This window comes from Methylomonas aurea (assembly GCF_024505045.1).
GTDB classification, from domain to species: Bacteria; Pseudomonadota; Gammaproteobacteria; order Methylococcales; family Methylomonadaceae; genus Methylomonas; species Methylomonas aurea.
On sequence record NZ_JANIBM010000012.1, the window covers coordinates 66,984 to 84,388 of the forward strand.

15 protein-coding genes are annotated in these 17,405 nt (G+C 57.5%); 14 read left to right on the plus strand and 1 reads right to left on the minus strand.

Going from position 1 to position 17,405, the window contains the following annotated elements; genetic code table 11:
- Positions 1-95 precede the first annotated feature (95 nt).
- The 6 genes from NP603_RS11845 to NP603_RS11870 all read left to right on the plus strand — a co-directional run bounded on the left by NP603_RS11845 (position 96) and on the right by NP603_RS11870 (position 7,641).
- Complete coding sequence (locus tag NP603_RS11845) at positions 96-908, plus strand: oxidoreductase (protein ID WP_256611089.1); 813 nt, start codon at positions 96-98, stop codon at positions 906-908.
- Positions 909-970: 62 nt separating this feature from the next.
- The gene (locus NP603_RS11850; RefSeq protein WP_256611090.1) at positions 971-2,110 is read left to right on the plus strand and encodes an efflux RND transporter periplasmic adaptor subunit; all 1,140 of its coding nucleotides are present in this window, start codon (positions 971-973) and stop codon (positions 2,108-2,110) included.
- Positions 2,107-5,169 carry an efflux RND transporter permease subunit gene (locus NP603_RS11855; RefSeq protein ID WP_256611091.1) on the plus strand — a complete coding sequence of 1,021 codons (3,063 nt, stop codon included), beginning with the start codon at positions 2,107-2,109 and terminating at the stop codon, positions 5,167-5,169. Before NP603_RS11850 ends, NP603_RS11855 begins: the two co-directional genes overlap by 4 nt.
- Positions 5,170-5,394: 225 nt before the next feature.
- On the plus strand, positions 5,395-6,849 hold the full coding sequence (locus tag NP603_RS11860) for an efflux transporter outer membrane subunit (protein WP_256611092.1): 1,455 nt from the start codon (positions 5,395-5,397) through the stop codon (positions 6,847-6,849).
- A 300-nt stretch (positions 6,850-7,149) separates the two neighbouring features.
- Positions 7,150-7,353 carry a S8 family serine peptidase gene (locus NP603_RS11865; protein ID WP_256611093.1) on the plus strand — a complete coding sequence of 68 codons (204 nt, stop codon included), beginning with the start codon at positions 7,150-7,152 and terminating at the stop codon, positions 7,351-7,353.
- A 63-nt stretch (positions 7,354-7,416) separates the two neighbouring features.
- The gene (locus NP603_RS11870) at positions 7,417-7,641 is read left to right on the plus strand and encodes a S8/S53 family peptidase (protein WP_256611094.1); all 225 of its coding nucleotides are present in this window, start codon (positions 7,417-7,419) and stop codon (positions 7,639-7,641) included.
- Positions 7,642-7,759: 118 nt separating this feature from the next.
- On the opposite strand, the gene trxB is transcribed toward NP603_RS11870, so the two are convergent.
- Positions 7,760-8,716 carry a thioredoxin-disulfide reductase gene (gene trxB / locus NP603_RS11875; RefSeq protein ID WP_256611095.1) on the minus strand — a complete coding sequence of 319 codons (957 nt, stop codon included), beginning with the start codon at positions 8,714-8,716 and terminating at the stop codon, positions 7,760-7,762.
- A 273-nt stretch (positions 8,717-8,989) separates the two neighbouring features.
- Here trxB and NP603_RS11880 point away from each other — a divergent pair, with 273 nt between their 5' ends.
- From NP603_RS11880 to NP603_RS11915, 8 genes are all read left to right on the plus strand, one after another.
- Positions 8,990-10,432, plus strand: a complete 1,443-nt coding sequence (locus NP603_RS11880) for a sensor histidine kinase (RefSeq protein WP_256611096.1) — start codon at positions 8,990-8,992, stop codon at positions 10,430-10,432.
- Positions 10,429-10,794 (plus strand): response regulator, encoded by a 366-nt coding sequence (locus NP603_RS11885; RefSeq protein WP_256611097.1) that lies wholly within the window; start codon positions 10,429-10,431, stop codon positions 10,792-10,794. The genes NP603_RS11880 and NP603_RS11885 overlap by 4 nt, the downstream gene beginning before the upstream one ends.
- Positions 10,791-13,322: a two-component system response regulator gene (locus NP603_RS11890; RefSeq protein WP_256611098.1), complete on the plus strand. Its 2,532-nt coding sequence runs from the start codon at positions 10,791-10,793 to the stop codon at positions 13,320-13,322. Before NP603_RS11885 ends, NP603_RS11890 begins: the two co-directional genes overlap by 4 nt.
- Positions 13,323-13,497: 175 nt before the next feature.
- On the plus strand, positions 13,498-15,810 hold the full coding sequence (locus NP603_RS11895; RefSeq protein WP_256611099.1) for a DNA translocase FtsK: 2,313 nt from the start codon (positions 13,498-13,500) through the stop codon (positions 15,808-15,810).
- A 5-nt stretch (positions 15,811-15,815) separates the two neighbouring features.
- On the plus strand, positions 15,816-16,010 hold the full coding sequence (locus tag NP603_RS11900; protein ID WP_256611100.1) for a hypothetical protein: 195 nt from the start codon (positions 15,816-15,818) through the stop codon (positions 16,008-16,010).
- Complete coding sequence (locus NP603_RS11905) at positions 16,010-16,276, plus strand: SemiSWEET transporter (protein ID WP_256611101.1); 267 nt, start codon at positions 16,010-16,012, stop codon at positions 16,274-16,276. Before NP603_RS11900 ends, NP603_RS11905 begins: the two co-directional genes overlap by 1 nt.
- A 110-nt stretch (positions 16,277-16,386) precedes the next feature.
- Complete coding sequence (gene cobO, locus NP603_RS11910; RefSeq protein ID WP_256611102.1) at positions 16,387-16,923, plus strand: cob(I)yrinic acid a,c-diamide adenosyltransferase; 537 nt, start codon at positions 16,387-16,389, stop codon at positions 16,921-16,923.
- A 62-nt stretch (positions 16,924-16,985) separates the two neighbouring features.
- Positions 16,986-17,396 carry a ketosteroid isomerase-related protein gene (locus NP603_RS11915; protein ID WP_256611103.1) on the plus strand — a complete coding sequence of 137 codons (411 nt, stop codon included), beginning with the start codon at positions 16,986-16,988 and terminating at the stop codon, positions 17,394-17,396.
- The last annotated feature ends 9 nt before the right edge of the window (positions 17,397-17,405 follow it).

A 17,405-nucleotide genomic window follows, 5' to 3' on the forward strand; every position in this document is an offset into this window, starting at 1 on the left:
AGTAGTGACTAAGTTTCTTTTTGATAGTAACATTGCTTTCAAAATGATAGTAACACTTAGTCGACAGACTATCCACCCTCAAAAGGAGATTCGATATGAGCAATAAAGACAACGCTGTAGCCCTGGTCACCGGCGCATCTTCGGGCATCGGGCTGGTAACGGCCAAGGCCCTGCAACAAGCGGGTTACCGTGTCTTCGGAACCAGCCGCAAGGCGGCAGCAAACATAGCCGGCATCACGATGTTGACCTGCGACGTCACCGACGAAACCTCGGTAAAGAACATGGTCGCTGAGGTCTTGAAGCAGGCGGGTCGTATAGACCTACTGGTCAATAATGCCGGCATCGGCTTGCTCGGTGGTGCGGAAGAGTCGTCCACTGCGCAGGCCCAGGCTTTGTTCGACGTGAACGTGTTCGGCATCACCCGCGTGACCAACGCCGTGTTGCCGACCATGCGCAACCAAAGAAAAGGCAGAATCGTCAACATCAGCTCGGTAATGGGCTTGATCCCGGCGCCTTACAACGCGCTGTATGCCGCGACCAAGCATGCCGTCGAAGGGTATTCCGAATCGCTCGACCACGAACTGCGCACCTTAGGCATCCGGGTGGTTCTGGTTGAACCGGCGTTTACCCGCACTGCGTTCGAAGCAAGCATTACCAAGCCCGATCAGCCGCTTGCCGTCTATGACTCGGTGCGTGCCAACATGGCCGCGCTGATGCAAAAGGGAGTGAACGAAGGCGATGCCCCTGAAGTGGTCGCCTATACAGTGTTGAAAGCCGCGACCGCCGCAACACCCAGAAGGCGCTATACCGCCGGAAAGCAAGCAGGCCAAGTACGTTTCCTGCGCCGTTTCCTCCCGGAAGCCATAGTAGATAAGAGTTTACGGAAGTTTAATAACTTGCCGGCCTGAGTTGCTCAACGAAAGAGAACGACATGATTCATTTTCGAAGAATTCCAAGAGAGGAAAGCAACATGCCGAAACCAAAACTCCCATCACTACGAGCCACCAGCATACGCTGGCCGTTGATCGCTTTGTTGCCGATGACGATAATCGCCGGTTGCAACGACCAGGACAAACCAACGCCAGCGATTTCCCGCCCGGTAAAAGTGTTTCGAGTCGAACAGAACGCCGCAGCCGACGCTAGAAGCTTTGCCGGAGAGGTCAGGGCAAGAATCGAGACGCCTCTATCCTTCCGGGTAGCCGGTAAACTGCTGGAGCGCAAAATTGACGTTGGCGATCAGGTGCATAAAGGCCAACTGCCGGCAATACTGGACAACACCGATTACCGCCTCGCCGTGCAGGCCATCAAAGCCCAACTGGCTTCCGCCCGGGCCGACAGCAATTTCTTGCGCGACGATCTGGCGAGATACCGCGAGCTGCTGGCCCAACAAGTCATCAGCCCACCGGAGTTCGAGCGGCACGAAACCGCTTATACCACGGCGCGGGAGCGGACGGCGGCACTGGAAGCGCAATTGGACCAAGCGCTTAACCAGCTGACCTATACCGAGCTGCATGCCGACCGCGACGGCGTGGTCACGGCGCTGGCTGTCGAGGCCGGGCAAGTGCTGGCGGCCGGTCAGGCCGTGGTGACGCTGGCCCAGCTCGACGAAAAGGAAATCCATTTCGACGTTCCCGAGCATCACCTGCAAGAAACCCGGTGCCAACAAGACGTCAGCGTATCTTTGTGGTCCGACGATAACCGGCGGTTCAAGGCCAGAATCCGCGAGATCGCCTCGGCCGCCGATCCGGCCAGCCGCACCTACCGCGTCAAGGCCACCTTGCTGGAAGGCCTGGATGCCGCGCAATTGGGCATGACGGCGACGGTTCAACTCGCCGCAAACACCGCCTCCCGCATCACCGTTCCGCTTTCGGCAATCTATACCCCGCAAAATCAGCCTGACTATCCTTTAGTCTGGCTGGTCGACGAACAGGCGGCCACGGTCAAATCCATGCCGGTTAAGCTGGGCGAAACGCTGGCCGGCGAACACATTGCCGTCGAGGGGGTAGCCCCTGGTCAATTGCTGGTCAGCACCGGCGTCCGGCGTCTGGCCGAGGGCCAGTCTGTCCGCTTGCCGACAGAAAATGCATCGGCTAAAGAGGGACAATTATGAAAGCCTTCAACCTAAGCGAATGGGTGCTTAAACACCGCTCCTTCATCGGCTTTATGCTCGCACTGACAGTGCTCGGCGGGATGTTCGCCTATTACAATTTGGGCCAGCAGGAAGACCCGCCGTTCACCTTCCGGATTATGGTGGTCAAGACCCTCTATCCCGGCGCCACCGCGCTGGAAGTCGAGCAACAGTTGACCGACAGGCTGGAGAAGAAAATCCAGGAACTGCCGAATCTGGATTACCTGCGCAGTTATTCCAAACCCGGCGAATCGGTGATTTTCGTCACGCCGCGCGAGGATACGCCGCCTAAGGAAATCCCGGAGCTTTGGTACCAAGTGCGCAAGAAGGTCGACGACATCCGTATGACACTGCCGTCCGGCAGTATCGGGCCGTTTTTCAACGACGAATTCGGCGACACCTATAGCCTGATCTACGCGTTTTCCGGCGAGGGCTTTAATTATGCCGACCTGAAATTGGCGGCCGATTCGGTCCGCCAACAGCTGTTGCGGGTCAAGGATGTCGAGAAGGTCGATTTGATCGGCGTACAGGACGAAAAGATTTTCGTCGAGTTTTCCGACAAGAAGCTGGCCGAATTGGGCTTGGATACGGCAGCGGTCGCCCAGGCCTTGCAGGCGCAGAACGGCATGGCGCCGGCCGGCACGGTGTTTTCACCTCAGCGCAATCTGCCGATACGCCTGACCGGCTCGTTCGATTCGGAACATAGCGTTGCCAATATGGCGGTGCGTATCGCTAATCGAACCTTCAAGGTCGGCGACTTTGCCAATGTGGCGCGAGGCTATGTCGATCCGGCGGAATTCAAAATGCGCTTCAACGGCAAACCGGCGCTTGGTCTCGGCGTGACGATGAACAAGAAAGGCAACGTTATCGATCTGGAGCAAGCCTTGGACGAGACGCTGAACCGTTTAACCAGCGAGCTACCGTTAGGCATGGACGTGCAGCCGGTGGCTAATCAAGGCCATGTGGTGAAAAAGCAGATGGCGGAATTCGGCCGAACTTTCTTTGAGGCGCTGGCGACCGTGTTGGTGGTGAGTTTCTTGAGCCTGGGCTGGCGTACCGGTTCCGTGGTGGCGCTGACTGTGCCGCTGGTGCTGGCCGCCACCTTATTGGTCATGCTGCTGTGCGGCATCGATCTACAGCGGATTTCATTGGGTGCTTTGATTCTGGCGCTGGGCCTGCTGGTGGACGACGCGATGATTGCTGTCGAGATGATGGCCCGCAAGCTGGAAGAAGGCTGGGACCGGATGCGTGCCGCGACCTATGCGTATACTGCCACCGCCTTTCCGATGCTGACCGGCACCTTGATCACCATCGCCGGTTTCCTGCCGGTGGGTCTGGCGCAATCCTCGGCCGGTGAATATACGGTGGCGATTTTCCAGGTGGTCGGCATTTCCCTGATACTGTCTTGGATAGGCGCGGTGGTATTCACCCCGTATTTGGGATTTTTGATCCTCAAGGTGCATGCCAACGGTGAGCAAACGGCCCACGACCTGTTCGATACGCCGTTCTACAACCGCTTGCGCCGCTGGGTGGATGCCTGTGTAGCGCACCGTAAGAAAGTCATTGTCGCCACCCTGGCTTTGTTCGGCCTGGGTGTGGTGGCTTTAACCCATGTCCCCGAACAGTTCTTTCCGCTGTCCAACCGGCCTGAAGTCATCGTCGACCTGTGGTTGCCGGAAGGCAGTGCCTTTGAGCAAACCGAAGCCGCCGCCAAACGCATGGAAGCGCTATTAGCCAAGGACGAGGACGTGGAGCATGTCGCCAGCTATATCGGCAGCGGCACGCCGAGGTTTTTTATGTTGATCGTGCAGCAACTGGCGAATACCAATCTGGCCGAATTGGTGGTGATGACCAAGGATAATGTCGCGCGCGAACGGGTGATGCAGCGGGTCCGGCAGATTCTGGCGACGGATTTTCCGAATGTTCGCGGCCGGGTGAAGCGCCTGAATGTCGGGCCGCCGATGGATTATCCGTTGACGTTCAGGGTGCTCGGCGAAAACCCCAACATCGTGCGCGGCATCGCCGAGCGGGTGGCCGACGTCGTGCGCAACCATCCCGGCACCGTGGATGTCAACGACGACTGGCATGACCGCATGCCCTCGTTCCGCCTGATGCTGGACCAGGACAAGGCCCGCGCGGTCGGCGTTTCGACGGCCAGCTTGTCGCAAGCCTTGCAGGCGCATTACGCCGGCATTCCGGTCGGGCAATTGCGCGAACAGGATAAGTTGATAGACATCGTCTGGCGGGCCAGCCCCGAATTGCGTAGCGCCGCCGACGAATTGCCTGACGTCGCGGTACGCACGGCCAATGGCAAGTCGGTATCGCTGTCGCAGTTCGTCAAATTCGAGACCGTGTTCGAAGACGGCGTGCGTTGGCGCCGCAACCGCTTCCCGACTATCTCGGTGCGCGCCGACGTGGCCGACGGTAAGATGGCTCCGGACGTGGCGGCGGAAATCGTCCCGAAACTTAAATCCATACAGGACAGCTTGCCGGCCGGTTATTTCGTCGAAACCGGCGGTTCCAAGGAAGACGCGGTGACCGCGCAGAAGTCGATTCTGATCTGGATTCCGCTGGTGCTGATCGCCACGCTGATCTTGTTGATGATGCAGCTGCAGAATCTGTCCAGGACTTTCATGGTGTTCAGCACCGCGCCGCTGGGCGTGATCGGCGCGGCCTTCGCCTTGCTGTTGTTCCGGGCGCCGTTCGGTTTCGTGGCCTTGCTGGGCATTCTGGCGCTGGCCGGCATGATCATGCGCAACTCGGTGATTCTGGTCGACCAGATCGATCAGGACGAACAGTCGGGACTCGACACCTGGTCGGCCATCGTCGAATCGACAGTGCGGCGCTTTAGGCCGATCATGCTGACTGCGGCGGCCGCCATCCTGGCGATGATTCCGCTGTCGCGCAACGACTTCTTCGGCCCGCAGGCCATCGCGATCATGGGTGGGCTGACGGTGGCGACCGCGTTGACGGTGTTCTTCCTGCCGGCGCTGTATGCGGCTTGGTTTGGGGTGGGGCGTGGAGACGCCAAAGTACCGTAGGTCGGGGTAGGCGCTAGCCGTAACCCGACACACCAGGCTTCGAAGTGTCGGGTTACGCTATCGCTAACCCGACCTACAGGGCTGAATGCAATGAAGCCAAACGTTTTGATTTTGTTGGGCTTCGCGTTGCCCAACCTACATTGCGACTGTCTCCGAAGAGAGGCGACAACTCCCACTTACGATAATCCTCGCGGGTACCGCGCGAAGCGACCACGGAGTTTTACAATGAATAAAAGAGTTTTAATACCGCTAACCATCCTGTCCTTGGCTAGTCAAATCGCCTGCACGCCCACCCGCGTCGGCGACCAAGTGGCGCTGAATAGCCCGGCAAGCTGGCATCACGCGCCCACTGCTCAAACTGCCGAAACGGCTGATCTAAAGACTTGGTGGCAAGGTTTCGGCGATCCCTTGCTGAATGAATTGATAGACAAGGCCTTGGCCGCCAACCACGACCTCAAGATCGCCACCGCCCGCGTCCGCGAAGCCAACGCGATGGTCACCGTCGCCGAAGCGGCGTTGTATCCCAGCCTCGATTTCTCACTGTCCGGTGGTCGGGAAAAACGCATCGACCGCATCGTCGGCGTGCCGAGCGGGCAAGGCATCAAATTGATTACGCCGACCGCCGATGCGGTCAGCGGCGGCTTGGCTGCACGCTGGGAAACCGACTTGTTCGGCGGCCGGCATTTGGAAGCGGAGGCCGCCGCCGCGCAAGCCGAAGGCAGCAAGGAAGGTTTGCATGCGGCGCAAGTCGGTCTGTTAGCGCAAGTGGCGACCAACTATCTGGAGCTGCGCGGCGTGCAGCAACGCACCGGCATTCTGCAAAGCAATATAGCCTTGCAGCGCGAGCGGCTGAGGACTTTGCAGGTTTTTCATAAAGCCGGGCTGGCTAACGAGGCGGATATTGCCCGCCAGCAAACGCTGTTGCACGGCACCGAAGCGGCGCTGCCGGTACTTGCCAACGCCGGGCAAAAGCTTATCCACCGTTTGGGCGTATTATTGGGCGAGCCGCCGGAAAACCTGGAACAGCGGCTGGCCTTTGCCGGCCCGTTGCCGAAACAAGCGCCGGCCATGCCCAACCTATTACCGGCCGATTTACTGGCGCAACGTCCCGACTTGCGTCTGGCGCAAACCGAAGTCAGCGCGGCGGCGGCCAGCCTGGGTTCGGCGCGGGCCGATCTCTATCCGAAACTGGTGCTGTCGGCCAGCGGCGGCCTCGGCGCGCTGGCGGTCGGCGGTTTTCCAAGTCTGGCCGACAGCGTCTATGCCTTGGGAACCGGCCTTTCCGCACCAATCTTCAACGCCGGCCGCATCCGCGCCCATATCGCCGCCGCCGATGCGCGGCTGGATCAGGTCGCGACCAATTACGAGAAGACTTTTTTGCTGGCCCTGGAAGACGTGGAAAACGCCTTCGTCGCGCACCGTTCCGCGACGGATAGCTTGGGCCAATTGACAGCAGCAGAAACCTCGGCGGAAAAAGCTTACCGGCTGGTTGACGCCCTGTATCAACGCGGTGTAGGCGATTATCTGGCGGTGCTGGATGCCCAGCGCAGCAAGCTGGCCGTCAGCGACGAACGCACCAAAGCCGAAACGGCGGCCGGCGTAGCGATGGTGTCGATTTACCGGGCTTTCGGCGGCGGCTGGATGTTTGATAGTGCTATCAATAAAGCCTCGATATGGTAATCATCGGTTCTAAAAGTTATGGGGCCGCTAAATCCCACAAAGCTGACGCTTTTCGAGGTAAATTTGTGGGAGGTAGCAGTCAGCTTTTGGCCGAGACTTATCGGTCCAGATTTCAGAAATTACGAGATCTTACAGCAGCAAGACAAGCAAGTGTTTTCTGTGCAACCGATGCAGAGTTTTCAGGTGTTGGCGACTACGGCGGGTGCCGCGCCGGCTTATAACGACCCTTACCTGAATTTGCAAACCGCTTTCAATGCACTGCGAATAGCCGATTTGTAACGAGTCACCACCGGCCGGGGCGTGCGTATCGCCCTGATCGATACCGGCGTGGATACCGGGCATCCCGATTTGCAAGGCCAAATCCGTTATTCGGAAAACACGGCGCCGAAACCCGCCGACCAGAATTGGGCCGATCTGCACGGCATGGCAGTGGCCGGCGTGTTGGCGGCTCGACCCGACAACGCTATCGGTATTGCCGGTATCGCGCCGGAGGCCGACGTGTAGGCGTTTCGGGCCTGTCGGCCGGAGAAACCGAATACGCTGGCCGCACGTTGCAACAGTTTTACGTTGGCTTTAGCCTTGAACCAGGCGATGCGGCTGGGCTGTCGGATCGTCAATCTGAGTTTGAGCGGGCCGGAGGATTTTCTGTTGCGGCAGTTGATAGAAGCCGCCTTGGCCGAAGGTATCGTGGTCGTGGCGGCGGTGCCGGGTAAAGGGCAGGGCGGCGGTTTTCCGGCCAATATTCCCGGCGTCATTGCCGTCAATCAAGCCGGACCGGAACCGGCCCGCTGAGGCGCGAAAATCGGAGAGGCCGATCCGCCGGATTTATATTTCGCCGGCTGCTAACCGGATTTAGGGATGGCGCTTAAAGCCGACGTTGCGGCAGCGGGCCGCAACGCCGATAGAGAAATTAACCGAACAAATCGTCCAGATATTTTTCGGCATCCAATGCGGCCATGCAGCCGGCGCCAGCCGAGGTTATGGCTTGTTTGTAATGTGAGTCCATCACGTCGCCGGCGGCGAATACGCCAGGCACGCTGGTCGCGGTGGCGTTGCCGTGGATGCCGCTTTTAACGACGATGTAGCCGTGGTCCATCTCCAATTGGCCGGCGAAGATGTCGGTATTCGGCGTGTGGCCGATGGCGATAAATACGCCGTGCACGTCCAGTTCCTTGGTCGAGCCGTCCACAGAACTTTTGATGCGCAGGCCGGTGACGCCCATCTCATCGCCCAATACCTCGTCCAACTCATGGTTCCATTCGATACGGACGTTGCCGGATTTGGATTTTTCGATCAACTTGTCGGACAGGATTTTCTCGGAACGGAATTTATCGCGGCGATGGACGACAATCACCTCGGAGGCAATGTTAGCCAGATACAAGGCTTCTTCGACCGCGGTATTGCCGCCACCAATTACTGCGACCGGCTTGTTGCGGTAGAAAAAACCGTCGCATGTCGCGCAAGCCGATACGCCTTTGCCTTTAAAGGCTTCTTCGGATTCCAGGCCCAGATACTTGGCCGAGGCGCCGGTGGCGATGATCAAGGCGTCGCAGGTGTAAACGCCGGCGTCGCCGGTCAGCGTGAACGGCTTTTGCGACAAATCGGCGGTGTGGATGTGGTCGAAGATCACTTCGGTATTGAAGCGTTCGGCGTGGCGCAGCATGCGATCCATCAATTCCGGACCTTGCACGCCGTCGACGTCGCCCGGCCAGTTGTCGACTTCGGTAGTGGTGGTCAATTGTCCGCCTTGCTGCATGCCGGTGATCATTACCGGATTCAGGTTGGCGCGCGCGGCGTAAACGGCTGCGGTGTAGCCGGCCGGGCCGGAACCTAAGATTAAAAGTTTGCAATGCTTGGCTGCAGCCATTTTCTCGATCTCCATGCGGGTTAGGGTAAAACGATTATATGGGCAATCCCCCCGGGATTAAACCGCCAACGTCCGGGAGGCGAGCATAAATCGTTGGCTTGTGGCGGCTGCTATGCGCAGTGAACCCGTTAAGTGTGGCATTGTTCGTTTTGGAGAAATCGTCAATGTCGCTAACGGTTAACAAAAGCGGTAATTTGTGGCTAATCTTTGGGTGGCACTGGTGTGCGGACTGAGTTTGTGAGTTTATGTGGGATGTGGTTCGGGAGACAGCTAATGGGCGAATATATGACCAAAACCGCGACACGAGCCAGGATTGGCTCAATTGGCCTGGCTGGCGCGATCGTCTTTTGCGCACTGCTTTGGCAAGTTTTCGACCAGCAGCAAAAAATACTGGCGGCCCACCAATGGGTGGTTCATACCACGCAAGTGCAGGACGTGGGGCACCAGTTGGCTACGGAAGTCTTGGAGGCGGCAACGGCGGTTCGGGGGTATTTGCTGGTTGGCAAGCCGGAGTTTTTGCCTCACTACCGCGAGGCCAATCAAAAATTACCCGCATTACATGCGAAGCTGGTCGAGCTCACTCGAGACAATACCGAGCAACAGACGCTTTTGGCCGAACTGCAACCGCTGGTTGAACGGCGGATGCGGCTTAACGAAAAAATGGTCGATCGTTATGCCGATTCCGACACCGCGGAGAAGATGCGTTTGATTGGCGAAAGTCACTTGCTGAACCAGAACATAAGAGATTCATTAAACCGATTGCGTGACTCCGAGGCTCGCTTACTGACGGAACGGGAGGCGCTGATGCAACACGGCGCCCGCTGGATTCTGGTCTGGAATGTCGCGATCGTTTTGTTATTGAGCTTGGTCAGCGCCGCATTGGTGTGGTCGTTGCTCCGGGAGTGGCGGCAACGGCGGGATGTCATGGAGCAATTGGAACTGGCCAACAGCGAACTGGAGAGCCGCAATGCCAACTTGGCCGTAGCGAACGAGGCGATTTCGGAAGCCAACCGGCTGAAGACCGAGTTTTTGTCGGCAATGAGCCATGAGTTGCGTACGCCGCTGAATTCGATCATCGGTTTCACCGGCTTGCTGAGAATGGGGATTGCCGGCCAATTGAACGACGAGCAGAAAAAACAATTGAACATGGTCAACGATTCGGCCCAGCATTTGCTGCATTTGATTAGCGATTTGTTGGACTTGTCGCGAATCGAGAGCGGCCGGGCGGAGTTGGCCGAAGACAGTTTCGACTTACGCGACGTGGTAGCCGAGGCTTGCGCGGTGGTAGCGCCGCTTGCCGCGAAAAAGCAGTTGATTTTGAATAACGCTTGCTGCGATTTGCCGCTGGCGGTGGCCAGCGATCGGCGCAAAACCTATCAGATCTTGTTGAACCTGGTAAACAATGCCGTGAAGTTTTCCGAGCGGGGTAGCATCGATCTGACCTGCGAGGCCTTGCCGCACGCCTGGCGCATTTGTGTCAGCGACCAGGGTATCGGCATCAAGCCCGAGCATCAAGCCATGCTGTTTCAAGCCTTTCGTCAGGTGGACGGTTCCGCGCGGCGAGTTTACGAAGGTACGGGCCTGGGTTTGTACCTGTCGAAAAAATTGGTGGAAATGCTGGGCGGCGATATTTCCGTGACCAGCGAGTGGGGGAAGGGGTCGCGGTTTTGCTTTACCTTGCCGCGCAACGCCGAAAATCCTGGAGAGCAGCCATGAAGGCAAAGATTTTGATTGTCGAAGATAATCCGCAAAACCTGTATCTGATCGAATTTCTGCTGCGTAGCGCTAACATCGCCACCGTCAGTGCGGCCAACGGCGAGCAGGCTTTGGCAATGGCGCGTAGCGAGAGACCGGACCTGATTTTGATGGATATCCAGATGCCGGAAATGGATGGTTACGAAGCCACCCGTAAGTTGAAGAGCGATCCCGAAACCCGGAATATACCGGTTATAGGCGTTAGTTCCTATGCGATGCCGTCGTCGCGCAAGGAGGCCTTGGCTGCCGGGATGGCCGCTTATATTGAAAAACCCCTGATTCCGGAAACCTTCCTGTCGCAACTGCAGCCGTTTTTGCCATGAAAATCCTCTGTGTCGAAGACAACGACGATTCGCGTTATTTGCTTGAGGCCCTATTAGGTGCCCAACACCACCAAGTCCTCAGCGTCGCTGACGGCGAGGCCGCTTGGCAACTGTTGCAGGAGCAAGCGGTCGATTTGATTATTTCCGACATCATGATGCCGAAGCTGGACGGCTTTGACTTGTGCTATCGGGTCAAGAGAGAAGCCGGATTGGCGGCGACGCCGTTTGTATTCTATTCGGCATCGTACACGCAGCCAGGCGATATTCGTTTCGCGTTGCGGCTGGGAGCGGACCGATTTTTGATTAAACCGGTGCCGCCCGAGCAACTGTTGGCGGAGCTGGACGCTATTTGTGCCAAAACGAAGGAGCGGGGCGCGGCTAGCCAGCAGTTGGGCGAGCATGAGTTTCTGATCGGTCATGCCGAGCGCATGGGGCAAAAGCTCAGCAGCATTCATCAGCGATTGGATCGGGCCAACGCCCGGTTGGAGCAAACTCGTCAGGAACTCAGCGAGGCCCGGCGACTATTGGGTTTGTTGGTGGACCACAGCAGCGACGCCGTATTGGTGGTCGATACTACCGGCCGGTTTTTGTCCAGCAATGCCAGTCTGCAAAAACTGCTAAATCGGCATGTGTTGCCAACCGCGTTGGTGGATATTTTGCCCGCCGCCCATTGCCAGGAATTGCTGGGTCTCGTCGCCAGCGAGACCCAGTCGCCTTGCGATTTCCATGAGGTACTGGCGATAGGGGAGGCTAGGGTATTCGTCACCGCGTTGCCGGTCAGTTATCAGGGCGAGGCGGCTTTGCTGCTATTGCTGCGAAATTTGCGCGGCTACGCCGAATTTGCCACCCGGCATTTATTGGATCAGCACGTGCTGAAAAATCTGACCGAAGGCGTGATGATCACCAACGCCGACAACAAAATCATTTCGGTCAATCCGGCGTTTACCCGGATCACCGGCTACAGCGAATACGAGGTGCTGGGCAAAAATCCGCGTTTTTTGAAATCGGGCAGCCAAGATCTGGCGTTTTATCGGCGCATGTGGTCGACGCTCTTGACCGAGGACCAGTGGCAGGGGGAAATCTGGAACCGCCGGAAAAATGCCGAATTGTATCCGGAGTGGCTATTCATCAGCGCCGTGCGGGATGATGCCGGCGCGATTCAGTTTTACGTGGGGATTTTCAACGATATCAGCGAACACGAGGAAGCGCGGCGCCATATCGAGCATCTGGCGCACCACGATCCCCTGACCGATACGCCGAATCGCACTTTGCTGCGCTATCGATTGAGTGATGCGCTGGTGCACGCGTGCCGCGACCAGCGCAATGTGGCTTTGTTATTTCTGGATGTGGACCGGTTCAAGAGCATCAACGATTCGCTCGGCCACCACGTTGGCGATGAAGTCATCAAGATCGTCTCCCAGCGTCTGAAAACCAGCGTGCGCCAGGCCGATACCGTCGGGCGGCAGGGCGGCGACGAGTTCGTGTTGGTGTTGGCCGAGCTAAACAGCCGCGAGGTCGTCAACCGCATTGCCGACAAGATCATGCGCGCGATTGCCCAGCCTTGCCTGATCGACGGTCGGGAGGTACATGTCACGTGCAGCATCGGCATTGCGGTCTATCCCCAGGATGGCGAGGACGAAACCGCCTTGATCAAGAATGCCGACGCCGCGTTATACAAGGCCAAAGCCGAGGGGCGCAACAATTACCAGTTTTACTCGGCGGATTTGAATCGCGCTTCCGAACAGCGTCTGGAGCTGGAAACGGCTTTGCGCCATGCTGTCGAACGCGACCAGCTGCGCTTGGTTTATCAGCCGCAATACCGCCTGGCGGACGGCAGGTTGGTCGGTTGCGAGGTGTTGGCCCGGTGGCGGCATCCCGAGCTCGGCGAGGTGCCTCCGGGCGAATTCATTCCGTTGGCCGAGGAAACCGGACAAATCAACGCGATCGGCGAATGGATTCTGCGGCGGGCTTGTGAGCAGGCTGGTGCCTGGCGCCAGGCCGGTTTGCCGGAGTTGACGTTCGCGGTGAACCTGTCCGCCATCCAGTTCCGCCGTCCGACCTTGACCAGCGAGGTTGGCGAAATTCTGGATCAAACCGGCTTGCCGGCCAGCCAGTTGGAACTGGAGTTGACCGAGGGCATTTTGATGCGCGAGGCCCACAATACGCTGGAGACCTTGCGCCTGTTCAAGGGTATGGGCATCGAATTGTCGATTGACGACTTCGGCACCGGTTATTCGAATCTCGCCTATTTGAACCGGTTTTCAGTCGATAAATTGAAGATCGACCAATCGTTTGTACGCGGCCTACCTAATAATCCGAATGATCTGGCCATCGTTCAGGCCATCATCCAGATGGCACACAGCCTGGGTTTGACGGTGATCGCAGAAGGAGTCGAGACCGCGGATCAACGCGACGTGTTGATTGAAAACGGCTGCGATCAAGCTCAAGGCTACTGGTTTGCCAAGCCGTTGGAAGTCGATGAATTCGAACGGTTGTGGCAAAGCCGGCCCGATTGTTATGGCCGTTAGGTCACGAAGGGGGCGGGTTTCCCGGTCGCACCTCGCCTAAGCTTGATCATTGCCCGGACGAGCTTGGTCTGTGCGGCTCCGTTTATCCGGCCGCCGGCCGTTTCAGCTAATGTGAAATCGATTTTTATCATCTATAATCAGGTTTTCGTTACGCTTTTATCGTGAGCCGATACCCATGGTTGCTGTTGTGGAAGAGAGAGACGCGCGAGGATATCGCGAAATCGCATTGCTGGGCTGTTCCTGCTTCGCACTGTTCTTTTTGATTGCCTTACTGACCTTCAACTCCAACGATCCGGGTTGGAGCCATAGCACGTCCTACCAATCGATCAGCAACGCCTGCGGCGTGTTCGGTGCCTGGCTGGCCGATTTCGTGTTGAGCTTTCTCGGTTTGATGGCCTATCTGATTCCGGTCATGGTGTTCTGGTACGGCTACATGGTCTATCAGGGTCCGAACCAACAACAGGCCAGCCAGTGGTTGGTCGCGGCGCGCTCGATCGGTTTTCTGGCTACCGTCGTGTCCGGTTCGGCAATTTTGTTTTTACACCTGCATTTTCTGCGCACCAAAGTCGATCTGCCGGAAAGTCCGGGCGGCATTTTGGGCCGGGAAATCGGCGACGCGCTGGTGCATTTGTTGGGCAATTCCGGCTCGACCTTGCTGTTGCTGGCGATTTTCATGACCGGTGTAACCATGTTTACCGGCTTGTCCTGGCTGATGGTGATGAGTTTGATCGGCAAATGCGCAATGAGCGCTTGCTCGGTTGTCGGCCGCCAAGCTGTGACCGGTGCCGAACGTTATCGCAGCAGCGAAAAACCGGTGCGGGCCGAAGCCAAAAAAGTGCGGATCAAACCGGAAACCAAAGCCGAATCCAGAACAGACGAAGCGCCGCGCGCCAAACCGCAAATTCAGGTCGTGGAATCCGTGTCCGCCAAGCCCGCCGAAACGGTCAGGCCGCTGCGGCGTAAGGACAGCAAGGCCTTGGAAAATTTGGACGACAGCGCGTTCCTGAACGCATTGCCGCCGTTGTCGTTGCTGGACAAGCGCGAGATCAAGGTCAAACGCTATTCGAAAACCGAGTTGGAGGAAATTTCGCGTCAGGTCGAGGACGTTTTGAACGATTACGGCATTGCCGCCGAAGTGGAAGCGGTGTTGCCGGGTCCGGTTATCACCCGTTTCGAATTGCGGCTTGCCGCCGGCGTCAAGGTCAGCCGGATCAGCAGTCTGGCCAAGGACTTGGCGCGCGGCCTGTCGGTGACCAGCGTGCGTATCGTCGAAATCATCGAAGGCAAATCCGTTATCGGTCTGGAAATTCCGAACCAGGAGCGGGAAATGGTGTCGCTACGCGATTTGCTGGTATCGGACGAATTCGAGCGGGCCAAATCCAAGCTCAGCATCGCGATGGGCAAGGACATCGCCGGCACCCCGGTGGTGGCCGACCTGGCGAAAATGCCGCATGCGTTGGTGGCCGGTACCACCGGTTCCGGTAAGTCGGTAGCGATCAATACCATGATTCTGAGTTTGCTGTACAAAGCCAAGCCGGAAGACGTGCGGATGATCATGATCGACCCGAAGATGTTGGAGTTGTCGGTGTACGAAGGCATCCCGCATTTGCTGACGCCGGTCGTTACCGATATGAAGGATGCCCAGAACGCCTTGCGTTGGGCGGTGGCGGAAATGGAGCGGCGCTACAAATTGATGTCGAAAGTCGGCGTGCGCAATCTGGCCGGTTACAACCATGCCATCAAGGAAGCCGAAGCGGCCGGCCAACCGATCCGCGATCCGCTGTTCAATCCGCAAACCCCGATTCCATTGGATGATTATCCCTATCTGACCACGTTGCCCAGTATCGTCATCATTATCGACGAGTTGGCCGACATGATGATGGTGGTGGGCAAGAAGGTCGAGGAACTGATCGCGCGTTTGGCGCAAAAAGCCCGCGCTGCCGGCATCCATTTGGTGTTGGCGACCCAGCGGCCGTCGGTGGACGTCTTGACCGGGTTGATCAAGGCCAACGTGCCGACCCGGATTTCGTTTCAGGTCTCTTCGCGCATCGATTCGCGGACCATTATCGACCAGGGTGGTGCCGAAGCTCTATTGGGCAACGGCGACATGCTGTTCCTACCATCCGGCACCAGCATTCCGTTGCGCGCTCACGGCGCCTTCGTCGACGACCACGAAGTACATCGGGTGGTCGAGTTCATGAAAAAAACCGGACCGACCGACTACCTGGACGAAATTACCCAGGAACGCACCGACAGCGGCGAAGTGGCGGGCTTGGACGGGGAAGACAGCGAGTCCGACCCGTTGTACGACGAAGCGGTGGCCTTCGTCACCGAGTCGCGCAAGGCTTCGATTTCCAGCGTCCAGCGCCGCTTTAAAATCGGTTACAACCGCGCGGCGCGGATTATCGAAGACATGGAAAACGCCGGCGTGGTCAGTTCGCCGGAAACCAACGGCTCCCGCGAAGTGCTGGCGCCGCCGCCGCGCTGAAGCGGATGAATCCCGCCATCGGCGCTTTGCTGGCCATCCTTGCCGTATCGGCGTTGGGCGGCTGGCTGCTGAGCCGTAACAAACCGGTCGAAAAACCGGTTAAAGCCATGTTGTTCGTCGGTTATTTTTGGGGCTTGGCTTTTTCTTTATTGATATTGGCGGTGCTGGCCTACTTGGGCTGGCAGCGTTTTGCGATCTAATGACTATGAATTCCGATTGGATAGGCTATCTGGCCGCGGCGCTGACCACCGCTTCGTTTTTGCCGCAGGCGGTGATGACCGTCAAAACCCGCGATACCTCGTCGCTGTCATTGGGCATGTACAGCCTGTTTACATTGGGTGTGCTGTTGTGGCTGATTTACGGCGTGTTTCTGGCGAACTGGGCGATTATTATTGCCAACGCCGTGACATTCTTGCTGGCCGCGGCGATTCTGGCGGTTAAGCTGCATAACTCGCTGCGCAAATAGCGCCGGGTGTTTCCGGTGTTGCCAATATTCGGCGGACAGAAATCCGTCGTATCAGCCATAACTTGCTACAATGCGCGCCCTTCCGATCCGCATGGTAAAGGCTGCAGCCAATGAAAGTAAGAGAAAAACGACACGGTCTGGTATTGGTACATACCGGTGAAGGCAAGGGCAAGTCGTCCAGCGCGTTCGGCATGGTGTTTCGTGCCGCGGGTTGGGGCATGAAGGTTTGCGTGATCCAGTTTATCAAGGGCCAGTGGCAGACCGGCGAACAGAAGGCGGCGACTCGCTTCGACGAGATCGAGTGGCATGCACTGGGCGACGGCTTTACCTGGGACACCAAAAATCCGGAGCAGGATATCAAGACCAGTCGCGAGATCTGGGAGTTTGCCAAACAGAAGATCCAGTCGGAACAATTCGATCTGGTCGTGTTGGACGAAATCAACTACTGCTGCGGCTACGGCTGGATCAGCGGCCAGGAAATCGCCGATTTCGTTCGTCAGCATAAACCCGGTTGGCTGCATTTGGTGCTGACCGGGCGCAATGCGGCGCCTGAAGTGATCGAAGTCGCCGACACCGTTACCGAAATGACCCGTATCAAACACGCCTACCAGGCCGGAATCAAAGCCGAGCAGGGCGTTGAATTTTAAGCTGAAAAAAAACCGGGCTTCTGGCAAAATTGCCGCCTTTTTCAATCCAGGCAAAGACCACTATGCAACAAGCAATCGAATTGATCAAAAAGTACTATCAAGCATTCAACGACGGCGACATGGACACATTCCTGAGCTTGTTGACCGATGACGTGGTGCACGACATCAATCAAGGCGGCCGCGAGCAAGGTAAGGCCGCATTCGGCGAATTCATGAAAAAAATGAATCATCACTATAAAGAACAATTGGTAGACATGGTGGTGATGGCCAACGAGGACGGTAGCCGTGGCGCCGCCGAATTCGTCGTCTTGGGCGAATATCTGAATACCGACGAAGGCTTGCCGGAAGCCAACGGTCAGACTTATCGTCTGCCTGCCGGCGCATTCTTCGAAATCCGCGACGGTAAAGTCGCCCGCATCACCAATTACTACAATCTCGGCGACTGGATTGCCCAGGTCGATCCACAAGCCTAAACGCTTTGC